We start from the raw sequence: 16608 nt of genomic DNA on the forward strand, positions 1-16608 counted from the left end.
TTTTTTAATAATAGCAGTTTTCAGACTTTATTCTTTCATTTCATTCAGGTTTTGTACTGAATGTGGCGATTTTAATTCTTAAACCTCATATTCCAATCATAATGGAAACAATATTTGAAAAAACTTCTGCAACAACCGGCAGACTTAAAGTAAATGTTACAGAAGCAGACTACAAGCCGGAAGTAGACAAAAAGATTAAGCAATATACAAAAACAGCTCAGGTGAAAGGTTTTCGCCCGGGTATGGTTCCAAAAGAATATATTCAGAAATTATACGGTAAAAGCATTTTAGTTGATGAAGTAATTAATCTGGTTTCAAAATCAACTAACGACTACATCACAAACAACAAATTGCGTGTAGTAGGTGATCCTAAACCTGATAACGAGCTTTCGGCGAAAGTAGATTGGGATAACAGTAAAGAGTTTGCGTTTGAGTATGATTTAGGTCTGGCTTCTGATTTTACGGTTGATCTAAGTGTAATACCTGCCATTACCAACTACGATATTGAGCCGACTGAAGATAAAGTAAACGAAGCAATTGAAGATATCCGTCGCCGTTTCGGGAAAGATGCAGAGGCGGAAGAGGTAGAGAAAGAAGACCTGGTGTTTGGTACATTGAAACAGGAGTCGACAGAAACCGAAATTAAAGATGCTACTATCTCAACCGGCCGGGTAAATGATGATGCTTTCCATATCTTTAAAGGATTGGAAAAGGGAAGCAGCGTGAAATTTGATATTCAGACCATTTTTGCAAATGCTAAAGATCTGGGTTTTGCTACCGGTAAAAGTGAAGAAGAAGCAGCTGCTTTAGCTGGTGAGTTTGAGTTTACTGTAGAGAAAATCACCAGAGTAGCGGCCGCAGATATTGATCAGGAGTTTTTTGACAAGGCAATTGGCGAAGGGAAGGTTTCTAACGAAGAAGATTTCAGAGCTGAGATTAAGAAGATTGTAAAAGAAAACTACGAGCGCGAAAGTGATTACCTGCTTGATTTTGAAGTTGAGAAAACACTTTTGAATAATGTTCCTATCGAATTGCCGGATGCGTTTTTGAAAGACTGGTTGTTGACTATCAACGAAGGTAAATTTACAGTTGAAGAAATTGACAAAGATTATGATGCATTTGCACGTGGTTTACGTATGGATTTAATCCGTAATGAAGTGGCTGCCAATAATGAAATCAAGTTGGAATACAACGATATAGTGGACGAAGTGAAAGCAGAAATGCGTAATTACTTTGGTGCGTATTCATACGAAGGTCTGGAAGATATGATCGACAACATGGCTCGCAAAACACTTAAAGAGAACAAGGATAACGCGGTACGTCGTTATACCGACCGTGCTTTTGGCAAGAAAGTACGTGAGTTCCTGAAAGCGAATCTGACAGTTGAAAAGAAAACGATTCTGGTAGACGAATTCAATAAAATTGCAGAAGAGGTATACGCCTAAACTTTTGTGATAATTATATAAAGAAAATCCCCGTGGTATTATTGATACTACGGGGATTCTTGTTTCTAAACGGATTGGATTTATCTCTTAAGAGATTAACACGTTTCCGGTCATTTCTTTTGGTATATCTACACCCATCAAAGTCAGGATAGTAGGGGCTATGTCGCCTAGTTTACCATCTTTTACCTGATATCTGTCTGTTTTATCAACCACAATACATGGCACCAGATTGAGCGAGTGTTGTGTATTAGGTGTTTTATCGTCATTAATCATGTAGTCGGCATTCCCGTGGTCGGCAATTACTATAGAAGTATAGCCGTTTTCAAGGGCAGTATCAACCACCTGTGCTAAACAGTAATCTACTGCTTCTACCGCTTTTATTACGGCTTCAAACACACCCGTGTGGCCCACCATGTCAGGGTTAGCGAAGTTGAGACAAACGAAATCTGACTCCTGCTTTTTCAATTCAGGTATGATGGTATTATCAATATCAAATGCTGCCATCTGAGGTTTCAGGTCATAAGTCGGCACATCTTTTGGTGATGGGCACAATAAGCGGCTTTCACCTGCAAATGGTTCTTCACGACCCCCTGAGAAGAAAAACGTTACGTGCGGATATTTTTCTGTTTCCGCAATGCGGATCTGTTTTTTACCGGCTCTTTCAAGTACCTCGCCCAAGGTATTGGTCAGGTTATCTTTATCATAAATTACGTGTACATCGCGGAACGAGTCATCGTAGTTGGTCATCGTCAGGTAATACAACTTCAGGGCTTTCATTTCGTATTGAGGAAAATCATGCTGCGTAAGCACCTCAGTGATTTCCCGGCCGCGATCGGTACGGAAGTTGAAACACATCACCACGTCACCCTCTTCAATTTTAGTAACAGGAGCACCGTTTTCTGTAATTACTATCGGTTTCAGGAATTCATCGGTAACATTCTGCTCATAAGAAAGCTGGATGGCATCCTGCAACTGTTCAATAGTAAGCGCGCTTTCGCCAATGCCTTTTACCATTACATCATAAGCCAGCTTTACACGTTCCCAGCGTTTGTCTCTGTCCATGGCATAGTAACGACCTACCACACTCGCAATTTTGCCTGTAGTGGCGTTCAGATGTGCCTGCAAATCGGCCAGAAAACCTTTCCCGCTTTTAGGGTCGCAGTCACGTCCGTCGGTAAACGCGTGAACAAACACATCTTTCAAACCAAAGTTTGCTGCAGCAGTACAAAGACCTTTTACGTGTTCGATATGAGAGTGAACGCCACCGTCAGATGCCAGACCAATAAAATGTACCTTACGGTTATTATTTTTTGCATATTCAAAAGCCTTTACCAAAGCAGGTTCTTTAGCCAAATGACCTTCTTCAACGGCGATATTAATCTTCTCTAATTCCTGATAAACTACGCGGCCTGCTCCCAGGTTCATGTGTCCTACTTCAGAGTTACCCATTTGTCCGTTCGGCAAACCTACGGCACGTCCACACGCTTCTAAAGTACTGTGGGGGTATTCTTGCATTAATTTTCTGAAATAAGGAACATTAGCTGAGTCAATGGCAGAGCGCCATTCTTCGCCCGGTTTAGGAATCCCCCAACCATCAAGGATTATCAAAATTACTTTCTTGTTCATAATATGTTACCCCGGCACCCGTATTTAAGGTAGATGTATTCGAAACTTTTCATGTCTGGGGTATGGTTAATGGCATGAAAGCTTCATAAATTTCTTTGCTTTATTTGCAGAGCAAATTTACTCATTTTTCTTCAACTGTACTAAAATCTTCTTCGCTCTGCTTTTAATAGCAGGCGAGCCATCCTGGTTTTTCATAAGCAGGTCTTCAATGGTCAGTCTTAGCTCGGTTTTCAGCTCAGGCAATTTTCTGACAATATGGTGGCAGACCGTAATTGAAAAAGCTCTGATGGCTATGGCTTCATTGCTATTCAGGTATTTGTAGCAGATGTCATACACTTCTCCTACGTATTCTTCTGGTATATCAACATATTGCCATACTCTTATGATGTTTCTTTTGACCGAATCAGAGGCATCAGGCTCATGTAGTTTTTCGATAAAACTTCTGAAATAAGGAATAATCAGAAACGGATATCTGTCTGCACATTCGCTGAGTACCCAGGCTGCTTTTTGCGTCAAAATATATTCACCCCTGAGAAAGATTCGCATCAATTCGGCAAATTTTTCTTCATCGGCGCCAATTGCATCAGCAATATACTTAACCTGTGCTTTAGAAAACTCTTTAGCGAGCTCGTTTCCAATCTCCATTTATTTACGGAATTTTATGGTTCCTGTGGTTTAGAAAGCTCATGTTTTTCAGTCAGGTGATTCAGCAAGGCTTCATTACTACGTTCAGCAATCCTGAAAACCTCTTCAAAGTCTGCATCTGAACCATAGTAAGGATCCGGTACTTCATACACACCTGTCACATTCGGGTCGTAGTCTCGCAACAAAAAGAGCTTTTCAGCGGGAGGGGGCGTGCGCTTTACCTTATAATATAATTCATGTACATCTTTAAAGTTGCTTTCGTCCATTACTGCTATATGGTCGAAAGTATCAAAGTCAGAGGCTTTGATTTCTCTTCCTTTATGGGTAAGTGCAATACCGTGATTCAAGGCATTTTTAATTGCCCTATGGTCGGGTGATTTCCCTGCATGCCAGCCCATGGTTCCGGCTGAATCGCAGGAGATTTTATCTTCTAAACCATGTTTCTGAATCAGGTCTTTCAATACACCTTCGGCCACCGGTGAGCGGCAGATATTACCCAGGCAAACGAACAATACTTTTACCATAGTTTTAAATGATTGTGTAAATTTATAAGCGTAAATTTAAAAGATTGTTCAAAAATCAGACTAACTCGAGTCTTTTTTAATCAACATTTAATAGACCTTTTCTCCGCCTATAAAGGTGTTTGTAACCTTAATATTCCGTAATTTTTCTTTCGGTTCTTTCATGATATCGGCTTCCAGAATCACAAAATCAGCCATTTTTCCGGTTTCAATACTGCCTCGTTCTTTCTCTTCAAAATTGGCATAGGCACTCCACAAGGTCATAGCTTTTAACGCTTGCTCGCGGGTTAAAGCATTTTCCATCTGGAAACCTCCTGTTGGATAATTTTTGTCGTCCTGACGGGCTACAGCCGAATGAAAACCAAACAGCGGGCTTACGTATTCAACCGGGAAATCGCTCCCATTAGCTATTACACCATTTTGCTTTAGTAAATCCTGAAAAGCATAAGCAGTTTTTACGCGTTCGTTACCGAGACGATCGCCAGCCCAGTACATATCTGAAGTAGCATGTGTAGCCTGAATAGATGGAATAACAGAATACTTGCCGAACTTAGGCACATCTTCAGTTGATACCACCTGTGCATGTTCAATGCGCCAGCGACGGTCATTTTTACCTTTCAAGAGCTTACCGTAAATATTCAGAATCAATCGGTTGGCTGAATCACCAATACAATGGGTATTGGCCTGAAAACCTGAATTATAAATGGCTGTCAGGCTGCGTTCCAGTTCGGCGGGGCTCAGTAGTAAGAATCCTGTTTTAGATGGTTCATCGCTGTAAGGTTTCAATAAACTGGCTCCTCTTGAACCTAAGGCACCATCGGCATAAAGCTTGAATGAACGCACATTCAGGCGGTCGGTTTTATAAATTCCTTTTTTTATGAAATACTCTAAGTTACGTATGCCTAAAGATACCATGACATAATTGCGGATTTTCAGTGAACCCTGCTTCTGCATTTTATCTATCAGTTCGATGTCGTCCTGATTCAAGCCTGCGTCAGAAACTGTGGTTAGGCCGTACTTTATGCACTCTTTCTGAGCAGCCAATAACATCGCTTGCTTTTCCTTTTCGGTTGTTGAGGGAATCACCCTTTTGGCCAAACCCATGGCATTGTCTACCAATATGCCTGTCAGCTGACCGTCAATCACTTCCACATCACCACCGCTTACTTTGCTGGCCGGTGAAATTCTGGCCAGTTGAATGGCCTTGGAGTTAATCAGGGCAGCGTGACCGTCTATACGTGTGAGAAGAACGGGTTTGTCAGGAAAAGCCTTGTCGAGTAAATCTTTGGTAGGGAAAACCTTTACCTCCCAGTCGTTCTGGTCCCAACCGCGGCCGATAATCCATTGGTTTTCAGGGTGCTCGGCTGCGAATTTTTTGAGTCTTTCAATAATCTCTTCATAAGATTTGGTTTCTACCAGATCACATTGGCCGAGCATCTGGCCCAGGCCCAGAAAATGGCTGTGAGGATCATAAAAACCCGGATAAACCGGTTTTTTAGCTGCATCTACCATTTGTTTGGCGGTGTATCCTGCCAGAATATCTTTTGAACTGCCAATGCCGATGAATTTGCCATTTTTTATGGCAAAGGCTTCTGCCACGCCAAACTGGCTGTTGACCGTGTAAACAGTTGCGTTATGTACAATGAGGTCCGCTTGCTGTTTCTGAGCAGATATACTGCTGTATACAAAAGCCAGGCCGATTACTGACAAACGTGTAAAGGTTGAGAAGTTGAGACTCATAGAAGGGTATTTTTTATGCAAAGTATGTAAATGGCTGTCCTTTTTTCAAGCAATATGTCTAATTTGTTGTTTTAATCAGGCTGAGAATGCCTTCTTCGTTTCTGACAACCTCTAACTCTATCAATTGCAGATACCTGTTCAGTAAATCAAATATCGATTCGTTGCCTTTGATGCAGAAATCAAAGTACCAGTCCAGCTTTTCGTTGGCTACTTCTTCGCAAACAGCCTGATAGTCTTCAAAAGAATAGCCTTTGAAATGTTTACCGTATTGTTCCCACATCAGGCGCATCACGTCGTCTAGTGAACGGGTATGGCTTGATATTTTCCTGATATGCAGGTCGAGTATCTGTGCAGCAATAGCACCTTTATGATAGACCGACACTTTCCTGTCCGGAATGCTTGGTGTATAACCATCCAGCCACAAATCCCATGATGATTCCACTAACGATTGAGAGGCATTATCGGCATTATCGAAATGGCGTTTAAAACAAACTTCCAGTTCTTTCAGATATTGGGCTTCGTTAAAGACTTCCGAGCGGCTCAACATTAAATCACCATAATAGGTGGTTACTCCCTCAGCCACAAAGCAGGTCGGGAAGTAGTTTTCTCTGGTATAGTTATAAGGGAGGAGCTCAAGGGGGCGAATCTTGCAGATATTCCAGGTATGGAAAAGTTCATGCGAGGCAAGCCCCAGTAAATCGATATACAGTTCTTCAAAATTCTGACTGTCAGGCCCCAGCACCTGCATGGTTGAACTTCGATGCTCTACTCCATGATAATAAGGAACAGGGAGTATCCAGGTAAGGAAATGATATTCCTTTTCAGGAAACTCACCAAAAACATCGATTTGCGCCTGAGTAAACTTTCTAAAGTCGGCCTTGATGCGCTCAAAATCGGGATTGATATTACCTTCAAACCATAGGTTGAACTTTACATTGTCAATGTCATAGTAATCATGTTTCAGATTGGCACTTACAATGAAAGGACTGTCTGCCAGGTGATGAAAATCATCAAAATGTAATTGAGAGGTAGATGAACCGGGCTGATTACTGATTGAGTTGATTCCGGCAATTTGTTCGTTTTCTCTCAATGCCAGTTCAATAGTACAGGCTTCATCTTTTTTCCCCTCGGCATACAGGCATAGATTGACAGGATTTACGTATAACACGTGCTCGTCTACATAGCTGCTGCCTGCATTAACAATGTGGGCAAAATAATTGTAGCGCGCTGTAATGGCTGTGGCGCCATTGGTTTGTACTTCCCAGCGGTCTTTGGTTATTTTTTTGCAGGGCAGCTTCTCTCCATCATGATTGATGACCTCAAATTGCTGAATATTTTTGGCAAAATTCTGTAATTCATACCGGCCCGGGCGCCATGCAGGTAGCTGAAGTTCAATGGTATCTTCCTGAATATCAGTGATAAAACATTCTATATCAATAAAATGTGAGTCGCGGTGTTTTGAATAAATTTTATAATGCATGAAACAATTTTTTGTTGTGCTATTGGCTATTTAAAAATAAATATGTACTTTTGCAGTCCCTTATGAAAGGTGCGGGTTATTGCGAATTAAAAGAACAAAAATAGATAAATATAATGAAACGTACATTCCAACCATCAAACAGAAAGCGTCGTAACAAACACGGATTCCGTGAGCGTATGGAATCTGCCAATGGCAGACGCGTATTGGCTGCACGTCGTGCACGTGGCAGATGGAAATTGACTGTTTCTGACGAGAAAAAACACAAATAATCTCGTTTTTAACAGTTTGATAGTTCGATTTTACAATTTGTAAATACGACGTAATCAAGATATTTAGCCACCTTTCGGTGGCTTTTTTATTAGCTTTGTAGGTAAACTTTTTTACTGAATGGTGAAGAAAACTTTCAGAAAAGACGAAAGACTTTGCAGCACTAAGGTGATAAATAGCTTGTTTGACAGAAAAGATTCTGCCAACAACGGTGTCTTTGCCTATCCGGTCAGGGTTGTTTTCAGGCATTCGGAAGAAAAAAACACTCAGGTACTTTTTTCAGTACCGAAGCGACAGTACAAGCATGCGGTTGACAGGAATCTGGTTCGTCGACGGATGAAAGAAGCTTACAGGCTCCATAAGGTACAATTGCCCCAACAGTATTATATTGCGTTTATTTACGTAGGCAAGGTTATTGAAGACTACAGCATTATTGAAAAAGGCATGAAAAACTGCCTGAAAAAACTATAAATTCGCTGTCAGATTGACTCGTTTTATTTTTTTAGCTTCTCTCTTATTTCAGGTATGCGGTCTTCATAAGATGCTCCGATAAAAATTTCATTGTCGGCTATCCAGACCGACTGACGGGTGAGTTTCTGAATTTTATTGATATTAATGATATAAGAGCGGTGGACTCTGATAAACTGCTGCGATGGCAATAACTGCAACGCTTCGCTGATGCTCAGGCGACTCAACAGCTTTTTGTTTTTTAACACAAAGGCCATGTAGTTACCTTCGGCTTCTATATAAAGTATTTCTTCAAAAAACACTTTTTCTTCCTCATAGCCGGTTTTCAGAAATATGAAATCCGAAGGGGATTCACGGCTGAGCTGGCTGATTTCCAGCGCTTTGTTGCAGGCCTTGGTGAATCTTGCCAATGAAAAGGGTTTCAGCAGGTAGTCGATGGCATCGAGCTCAAAACCTTTTACGGCGTAGTCTGAATAGGCCGTTGTGAATATCACCAAAGGCGGCCTTTGAAGAATATGGATAAACTCAATGCCCGAGATATCGGGCATTTTTATATCCAGAAATAATAGGTCAATCTTGTTTTGCTGCAAATAGGGGATAGCCTCAAAAGCATCTGTAAAAGAAGCTTTCAGTTCCAGAAACGGTACTTTAGCTGCATGCATTTGTACTACTTCTAAAGCGTGGGGTTCGTCGTCTATGGCTATGGCGGTCAGCATGTAACTTTATTAAAATAATACATAAATTAAATTCTTTTCTGTTGTCTTGTCAACAACAAACTATCCAGTTGTTGATACAATTGAGGCAAATGGATAGGACGGACAGCATGGCTGTTGATGACCTTGCCGTTTTCATCTACAATAAACTGCCAGGGATAATAAGGTGTTTCTCCCTTGTCTTTATTGACGGTCTGGTCAAAAATTTTGAGGCTAAGCTCCTTACTCACCAGATAATGGTATCCTTTGGCATTGGTGTTGGCTAATTTCTTACGCCATAGCACACTGTTGCTTACATTTTTCAGTGGGTAGTTGCTTTCTGAACAAATATAGACAAAAGTGATGGGCTTGTTTTTATAACGTGCCTGCAGCTGAGGTGCATATTCTTTCAATTCAACAAAGCAGGGGCCGCAGTTAACTGATGAATGATCAACATACAGCAGTGAGCCCTTGTGTTTGTCGAGTATCTGGTTCAGGTCGGTTACATCCATTGCCTCTTCTATTGTTATTTCAGGTGAGAGGTTCGATTCGTAGTACTTATTGGCCGAAAATGCACCGATAATAATGACAACAAAAAGAATAGAGAGAACAACCAGAAGTGTTTTAGATAGCTTTTTCATAATTCTATTGTTTATTTGCTAAAATTCGTTTCAACATTTCTTTGCCTCCTTCGTTTTTCGGATTCATCGAGATTGATTTCTGATACATTATAATAGCCTCTTCGCGTTTGCCATTGGCATTGAGTGCTTCGGCATAACTATCATATACATTGAAACTTTTCGGAAACAGCAATGTATTGATTTTGAATGTTTCGAGCGAATATTGTTTTTCTCGGGCAGTAAAAAGAAAGTCATACCCCAGCCAGTTCATTTCATTTTCTGACGTATAGTAATGGGTACTATCGGTTTTCAACTCGTTGAATGTTGCTACGGCACGGTCTATGCCTGACTGCTTAAGAGTAGCTCCATATTTACGGGCCAATGATTTTTTGTATTGTATTTTTTTAGGAGTTTTATTGTTCAGAATATCTACTGCTGCTTTTATTTTATCGTAGAATGCATGTCCTTCTAATTCCAGATTTTCATAAATAATCACTGTCTGGTTTTTGCTTAGGTTTCTATAAAAAAATGTCGATAAACCAAAGAGACGACCACCATGACCAACTGCTTTTCCTGTTTCATCATCTTCGTAAATCCCCCAACCTAAACCGTAGGAGTTTTTACCTAATTGAGTGTATTCTGAACCGAATACGTCATTATAAAAACTGCCGTTATTAAGTTTAGTAAGAGCAAAGGCTTCGTCCAGGCTGCTTTGGCTGAGCAGTTTGCCGTTATAAAGTGCCTGGTCATATTTAAACATATCTGTGGTGGTGCTTATAATATTATTATCGCCGTAAGTACCGCCACAGTTGAAAGTACAATATTTAATACTACCGGTTTTGATGGAATCCACATTTTTAAATTGGTCGTCGAACCAGGTTACCATTCTGTGGCTGACTACTTTTTTAGAGTCAGTATCAGGTTTTTCCATTTTCAGGTAAGTTTGCTGCATATCGGCAACTTCAAAAATGTTCTTTTTCAGATAAGAACTGAAAGACGTTTTACTTATTTTCTCGACCAACAAACCCAACAAGGCGAAATTTGTGTTGCAATATTGCCATTTCTCGCCCGGTTCAAAATATAATCCCCTGTTCCAGCCTTTTAGAATATCTATGACATCTTTATTACGGATAATACTGTCGGGTTTGGCACTTACTGCAGATTCATACAGTTCTAAATCTGGCAAACCTGATGTGTGCGAAAGCATGTGTTTGATAGTGATATCGGGAAATGGGAATCCGGGAAAATACTTAATGAACGGGTCTTCTAACTTAAGCTTTTTCTTTTCTTTCAATTGTAAAATAGCTACTGATGTGAAAGTTTTTGAAATAGAAGCCAGACTGAAATGTGAATCGGCAGTGTTAGGTGTTTTGTTTGCAAAATCGGCATAACCAAATGCTTTTTGATAAACAATTTTACCTTTTTCGGCTATTAGTATCCCTCCGTTAAAATCTCCGGTTTCACCTAAGTGAGTAAACAGGGAGTCAATTTTTTTGTTAATGGTGTTTTGCGCCTGTATATGAGCCAAAGCACAGAAATAAATAGTAATGATGATAGTTAGCTTTTTCATAATTTTTTTTGATAGAATCACCAGTAGGTGATAGTTAATGAAACAAAGAAATCCTGTTCGCTTTGCTGGATGTCAAGCGTATGGCGGTTTTTGTAAATCAATTCCAATCGCTTTTTTACGTTTTCCAGTCCGATTCCATTACTGTCTTTTTCGGGGTCAATTTCTGATTTGGCATGAAGCGAATTATGAACCTTGAAATACAGTTTGGTATCATCGGTTGTCAATGTGATATAAATCCATGAAGGATTCCTGAAACTGATACCATGTTTAAAGGCATTTTCTATGAATGGATTCAGTAGCATAGGCGCAATGAATATTTCACGTTCGGTCGGTTGAATATTCACTTTTATTTCGATGTTGTCCGACTCCGCAATGCGCATCTGTTGTATCTCAATGTAGTTTTGCAGATACTCAATTTCCTTACTGAGCGGAATACGATCCTGGTTGTTTTCGTTCAGCATAAAGCGCATCATATCCCCCAGTTTTTGTATGCCGTCGGCCGTTTTTTCAGCGTTTTCTTTCAGCGAAACCGAATAGAGAGTATTCAAAGCATTAAACAGAAAATGCGGATTTATCTGAGATCTTAATGATGATAGCTCGGCAGTTTTTTGAGTAAAAAGTTGGGTCAACTGTATTTTTTCTTTGAAAAAAACACTTCTGAGAAAAGCCACAACGGCCGATGAAATAACCAGTAAAACGAAGGTCAGGAATAGTTCTTCTATATTAGGACCGAGTCTTAAATACCCCCGGGAAGTGCGGTAAATCATGAGAACAATATAGAAAACAAGGCTCCCGATGCCACATGTAATCAGAAAAATAAGGAAGCCTGCTGTAAATTCTTTAGAATTTGGATTCGAGATGTAGGGCATCACCTTGCTGAGGAAAATTCCCTGAGCCAGGTAGATGGTACCCAAAAGTATAGATAGATAGACTATTTCTTTCATGTTGCCGTCCCAGAAACTGATGGGCAATTGACCCGTTAGTGCAAAAAACAGAATAGAGATCGACATAAAGGTAACCAGCAGATAATCAAGATACTGGTAGTTTTTCTCTGGTTCCTCGGATAGCTTGGTTTTAATGAAATAATAGAATTGTGCTACTGCCTCATACATACCGATGATAACCAAAACGGCAATAATATTGCTCAGCAAATGCGCTTTGCGGAAAAAAGAGTAAACCTTGAAACCGAAAATTTGCCCTGAGGAGTCTAATTTAAAACGCCAGTAAAGCTTGAAGTAGTCATAGAAAAAAATACTGGCTGCACTGAACAGAACCGTTAGAAACAGGTAAGCGAAAACCAGATTCTGTTCCTGTTTGGCTTTCCATCGTGGATACACCAGATAATGAAAAATAGTCCATGCCAGAAAGAAGAATACACCCCCGGCAATGGTCGGGAAAATGGTGTTCAACTCATGATTGTAAGGGGCAAGGTTTTGCCAGATAGTGTGTATCGACCTTGGAGTGGCAGAGGCAGTTGCATTGCGGACAGCTCTTTCGGCAAGTTCGACATCACTGTCGAACCTGCCCGCCATTTGAAACAGACGGCGCGTGATGTAAATGATGAATGACAGTAGGATAAACCAAAACTCGTAGCGTCTGAACTTTTGAAATGATTGCATAGCTTTTTCTTAATTTTTCAACAAAGCTATGTTTCAATCATTTACTCAAGCCGATAATGTTGTGAAACTACCCGAAAATGTGATGAATTTCTCAGAAGCCAATCTTTTGTCGTTCTTGCTCTGGTTGTTGTGTGCCGATGCGCAGCAAATCACCCAGCAAACGTTGTTGATCAAATTTCTCGCGCCAGTAGTGTGCTGCCAACTGCCACTTTTCTACATCAGCTTTGAGCTTGTCGTTTTCCAGTTGGAGTTTTTCCATGCTGAAATCAATGGGATGTAGTTCTACCCCCATCAGTTCCATTATATTTATTTGTAGCAGATTGGCTATTTCAGTGGCGCGGGCAATAGTGAGTTCGGTTTTGTTACGCTCAATGTCGCCATAGGCTGTGGTAGAAATCCCCAGCATATCGGCCATGTTTTCCTGCGAAAATCCTTTTTGTTGGCGTGCCTGACGAATTTTTTCTCCTATATTCATAGTTGTAATTGCAAGAGAAACGGTACAATGATAATAGTGTAGTGAAAGTTACCTTTTGATATAAACGTTTTTTATATGATAAAGTGTTCAAAATCAGCCTGATGTTATCTTTAATTGGTAGTAGAATAGTCCTTTTGCTCTTATTCGCGTTCGGAAATCGGAATTTCCGATAAAATATCTGTATTTCTGACTACAATTTACTGAAAGAAATTACATCTTTGTATCGAACAAAACGAAAATATAGAAAGTTCTTTAAACCGAACTTCACACTATGGTTTCGTGTTGAAGTATAAATAAACAGAAAATTAATAGACGATTTTATTATGCATTTTGGAGAAGAATTTCGTAAGTATGCTGTAAACCACATGGGTATGAGTGGTTTAGCACTTGATGACTACATGAAACATAATGTTACTAGCATGACGCCCAACATCATTGAAGAGCGTCCGATGCGTTTTGCAGCCATTGATGTGTTTTCGCGTCTGATTATGGACAGAATCATTTTCCTTGGTACTGGTGTAGACGATTACGTGGCAAACGTAGTAGTGGCTCAGTTGTTATTCCTGGAGTCGGTTGATGCAAAAAAAGATGTTTTGATGTATATTAATAGCCCGGGGGGCTCGGTATACGCCGGACTAGGTATGTATGATACCATGCAGTATGTGCGCCCTGATGTGGCCACTATCTGTACTTCATTAGCGGCTTCTATGGGTGCGGTGTTGTTGGCAGGTGGTGCAGCCGGTAAGCGTTCTGCTTTACCTCATGCCCGTGTCATGATTCACCAACCAAGCGGTGGAGCACAAGGCCAGTCTCGCGACATGGAAATCACTGTGAAAGAAATCATTAAACTTCGCAAAGAACTGTATGAAATTCTGGCGAATCACACCGGTAAAACTCTGGAACAAATTGAATTGGATTCAGACCGTGACTACTGGATGAAAGCCGAAGAAGCAAAAGAGTATGGTTTGATTGACGAGGTGTTGTATCGTGATAAGTAATCGGTACGATAGCAGATAGAATACATAAAAAGGACTTCCCTTGGCAATTAACCAGGGAAGTCCTTTTTATGTTAATCTGCAGATATTACAATTACTCCAATTCGTTAATTATCTCCACCAATTCGGCTGTCATCATGGCTGTTGCACCCCACACAATCTGTTCTTGTACTACAAAGCCCGGTGTTTCAAATTTGTATCCTCTGGTTTCAACCATACGGGTTTGTACGGTATCAGGATTAGTAAAAACAGATAGTGGTATTTCAAGAATAGCGGCTACTTCACGTTCGTCGGGATAAAAATCAGGTTTATAGTTGATATAGCCCAGAACCGGCTGGCAAAGCAGATTGGAAGGGGCAATGTAAAGTTCGGTCAGGTTTCCTAGAACTTTCACATCTGATGCCTTAATGCCGATTTCTTCCTGCGCTTCTCTGAGAGCTGTATGCTGAATCGTTTTGTCTTTTAGTTCTGCTCTTCCGCCGGGGAACGCCATTTGCCCACCATGTACTCCATCATATTGCGGTCGCAGTATGAGCGGCACAAAGATGTCTTCTCCTTTAGGATAAAACAAAATCAATACGCCGCTTCTACGAGTGGTTTCATTGGGTTCTCCTTTCAGTCGCATCCGGTTAGGAGACATCTTTCTCACGATTTCATCATGACCCGGCAGTGGATGATTGGTTAGTCGATAGGAAAGTTTACTGATGAATTCAGCGAAATTCACGGTGTTATAGGGTCTTTAGGTTTATATATAGTTTTTGCAATATAGGCAAAAAACTTCAAAATTAAACCTTAATTGCCATAAAGTCGGGCCAATTGCTCAGCACATCGCTCGCCGTCCATCGCTGCCGATACGATGCCACCGGCAAAACCTGCGCCTTCTCCACACGGGAAAAGTCCTTTGATTTGCAGATGTTCAAGTGAGTCTTTATCTCGTGGAATTCTGACCGGCGAGGAGGTTCGGCTCTCAATGCCGATCAGTTGTGCTTCGTTTGTTACATAGCCTTTAATCATCTTTCCGAATTGACGGAAACCATCCTGAAGCGGTTGGGCGATGATATCAGGCAGCACTTCTGTCATATCTGATGACGTTAAACCCGGTTGATAGGAAGAAGGGTTGAGGGTAGCTGATATCTTCCCGTTCAGAAAATCAAACAACCTTTGGGAAGGAGCAAGCTGGCAATGTGGTGTATCATCCGGACTTTTATCCTGATTCATTAAAGCAAACTGCCGGCTCTTTACTGCATATTGAAAAGCCCGTTGTTCCACTTCCTTTTGTAGTTCCAGACCTGCAAGCGGGCCTAAACTTTTGTTTTTCTGCCAATCAGCTTCATTAATAGCCACTACGATACCCGAATTGGCATACTTGGAGTCTCTTCTGTTGGGCGACATACCATTTACAACCAGTTCGCCCTCATCTGTTGCTGACGGAACTATAAACCCACCCGGACACATACAAAAGCTGAATACTCCTCTTTGCACATTTTTATAATGTGTTTGTGCTACAAGACTGTATGAAGCTGCCGGTAGAATGCCTCTTTCCGCACGGTGATATTGGTGTTGGTCTATTAATGATTGCGGGTGTTCAATACGCACCCCCATAGCAAAAGGCTTGGCTTCAATCAGAATATTTTTCCTGTGTAAAAGCTCAAAAATATCTCTTGCGGAGTGGCCAGTAGCCAGAATCACCGCCAGACCCGGAAACTCCTGTCCGTCAGAAGTAACAACTCCTTTTATTTGATTATTGACAATATTTAAATCGCTTACTCTTGTATTGAAGTGAATTTCTCCACCTGCCGCCAGTATGCTGTTACGTAAATCGGCCACAACATTGGGCAGCTTGTTGGTACCTATATGGGGGTGCGTGTCTACCAGAATCTGAGAAGTGGAACCATGTGCCACCAGTATTTCAAGAATTCTTCGTACATCTCCACGTTTTTTTGAGCGTGTATAAAGCTTTCCATCTGAGTACGTACCGGCGCCGCCTTCTCCAAAGCAATAGTTGGAATCAGGATTGACAATGTGTTCTTTATTAATGGCAGACAAGTCTCGTCGTCGCGCCTGCACGTCTTTACCTCTTTCTAAAACAATGGGTTTAATTCCTAGTTCTATCAGTCGCAAGGCTGCAAACAAACCGGCCGGCCCTGCACCTACAACAATGGCTTGTTTATGATTGCTTACGTCAGGATAGTTTTTCTGAAACTCCATTACCGGTACCGGTTTTTCACCTACAAATAACTCTAGCTCCAGGTTGACCTTTACCTGACGGTTACGGGCATCAATAGACTGTCGGAGTTTCTGAATGTAGACATCTTCGGTAGTATCAGGTAATGAAACCTGGCGAAGAATGAACTGGCGTAAAGCAGTATCGTCAAGAGCTACTTCAGGCTCTAAGGTAAGTGTTAATAATTGTCGCATTCCAGAAAGGTGTTTATCCTTTAAATT

16 protein-coding genes are annotated in these 16608 nt (G+C 40.9%); 4 read left to right on the plus strand and 12 right to left on the minus strand.

Features of this window, described 5'->3' with window-relative positions; translation table 11 throughout:
* Window positions 1-101: 101 nt before the first annotated feature.
* The gene (locus AC1RRY_RS06435) at window positions 102-1445 is read left to right on the plus strand and encodes a trigger factor (protein WP_492817258.1); all 1344 of its coding nucleotides are present in this window, start codon (window positions 102-104) and stop codon (window positions 1443-1445) included.
* An 87-nt stretch (window positions 1446-1532) separates the two neighbouring features.
* On the opposite strand, the gene gpmI is transcribed toward AC1RRY_RS06435, so the two are convergent.
* The 5 genes from gpmI to AC1RRY_RS06460 all read right to left on the minus strand — a co-directional run bounded on the left by gpmI (window position 1533) and on the right by AC1RRY_RS06460 (window position 7457).
* Window positions 1533-3071, minus strand: a complete 1539-nt coding sequence (gene gpmI, locus AC1RRY_RS06440; protein ID WP_492817256.1) for a 2,3-bisphosphoglycerate-independent phosphoglycerate mutase — start codon at window positions 3069-3071, stop codon at window positions 1533-1535.
* Window positions 3072-3188: 117 nt separating this feature from the next.
* Window positions 3189-3716, minus strand: a complete 528-nt coding sequence (locus AC1RRY_RS06445) for a HEAT-like fold family protein (protein ID WP_492817254.1) — start codon at window positions 3714-3716, stop codon at window positions 3189-3191.
* Between the two features lie 14 nt (window positions 3717-3730).
* A complete protein-coding gene (locus tag AC1RRY_RS06450; RefSeq protein WP_492817252.1) occupies window positions 3731-4240 on the minus strand; it encodes a low molecular weight protein-tyrosine-phosphatase in 510 nt (169 codons plus the stop codon).
* A gap of 87 nt (window positions 4241-4327) precedes the next feature.
* Window positions 4328-5977 carry an amidohydrolase gene (locus tag AC1RRY_RS06455; protein ID WP_492817250.1) on the minus strand — a complete coding sequence of 550 codons (1650 nt, stop codon included), beginning with the start codon at window positions 5975-5977 and terminating at the stop codon, window positions 4328-4330.
* Between the two features lie 58 nt (window positions 5978-6035).
* The gene (locus AC1RRY_RS06460) at window positions 6036-7457 is read right to left on the minus strand and encodes a M61 family metallopeptidase (protein WP_492817248.1); all 1422 of its coding nucleotides are present in this window, start codon (window positions 7455-7457) and stop codon (window positions 6036-6038) included.
* Between the two features lie 113 nt (window positions 7458-7570).
* Here AC1RRY_RS06460 and rpmH point away from each other — a divergent pair, with 113 nt between their 5' ends.
* A complete protein-coding gene (gene rpmH, locus AC1RRY_RS06465) occupies window positions 7571-7726 on the plus strand; it encodes a 50S ribosomal protein L34 (protein ID WP_101725182.1) in 156 nt (51 codons plus the stop codon).
* 118 nt (window positions 7727-7844) lie between these two features.
* Entirely contained in the window at window positions 7845-8195 is a 351-nt protein-coding gene (locus tag AC1RRY_RS06470) for a ribonuclease P protein component (RefSeq protein ID WP_492817246.1), read from the plus strand.
* A 23-nt stretch (window positions 8196-8218) separates the two neighbouring features.
* Here AC1RRY_RS06470 and AC1RRY_RS06475 read toward each other — a convergent pair whose 3' ends face one another.
* From AC1RRY_RS06475 to AC1RRY_RS06495, 5 genes are all read right to left on the minus strand, one after another.
* Window positions 8219-8908: a LytR/AlgR family response regulator transcription factor gene (locus AC1RRY_RS06475; protein ID WP_492817244.1), complete on the minus strand. Its 690-nt coding sequence runs from the start codon at window positions 8906-8908 to the stop codon at window positions 8219-8221.
* A 26-nt stretch (window positions 8909-8934) separates the two neighbouring features.
* Window positions 8935-9525, minus strand: coding sequence for a TlpA family protein disulfide reductase (locus tag AC1RRY_RS06480; RefSeq protein WP_492817242.1), 591 nt, complete (start codon window positions 9523-9525; stop codon window positions 8935-8937).
* Window positions 9526-9529: 4 nt separating this feature from the next.
* Complete coding sequence (locus AC1RRY_RS06485; RefSeq protein ID WP_492817240.1) at window positions 9530-11074, minus strand: serine hydrolase; 1545 nt, start codon at window positions 11072-11074, stop codon at window positions 9530-9532.
* Between the two features lie 17 nt (window positions 11075-11091).
* On the minus strand, window positions 11092-12693 hold the full coding sequence (locus AC1RRY_RS06490; protein ID WP_492817238.1) for a sensor histidine kinase: 1602 nt from the start codon (window positions 12691-12693) through the stop codon (window positions 11092-11094).
* A 91-nt stretch (window positions 12694-12784) separates the two neighbouring features.
* Window positions 12785-13168, minus strand: coding sequence for a helix-turn-helix domain-containing protein (locus tag AC1RRY_RS06495; protein WP_492817236.1), 384 nt, complete (start codon window positions 13166-13168; stop codon window positions 12785-12787).
* A 323-nt stretch (window positions 13169-13491) separates the two neighbouring features.
* Here AC1RRY_RS06495 and AC1RRY_RS06500 point away from each other — a divergent pair, with 323 nt between their 5' ends.
* On the plus strand, window positions 13492-14166 hold the full coding sequence (locus AC1RRY_RS06500) for a ClpP family protease (RefSeq protein ID WP_492817234.1): 675 nt from the start codon (window positions 13492-13494) through the stop codon (window positions 14164-14166).
* 91 nt (window positions 14167-14257) lie between these two features.
* On the opposite strand, the gene AC1RRY_RS06505 is transcribed toward AC1RRY_RS06500, so the two are convergent.
* Window positions 14258-14887 (minus strand): NUDIX hydrolase, encoded by a 630-nt coding sequence (locus AC1RRY_RS06505; RefSeq protein WP_492817232.1) that lies wholly within the window; start codon window positions 14885-14887, stop codon window positions 14258-14260.
* Window positions 14888-14955: 68 nt separating this feature from the next.
* Window positions 14956-16581 carry an NAD(P)/FAD-dependent oxidoreductase gene (locus tag AC1RRY_RS06510; RefSeq protein ID WP_492817230.1) on the minus strand — a complete coding sequence of 542 codons (1626 nt, stop codon included), beginning with the start codon at window positions 16579-16581 and terminating at the stop codon, window positions 14956-14958.
* Between the last annotated feature and the right edge of the window lie 27 nt (window positions 16582-16608).

Source organism: Emticicia sp. GW821-FHT11C11, from assembly GCF_058808615.1.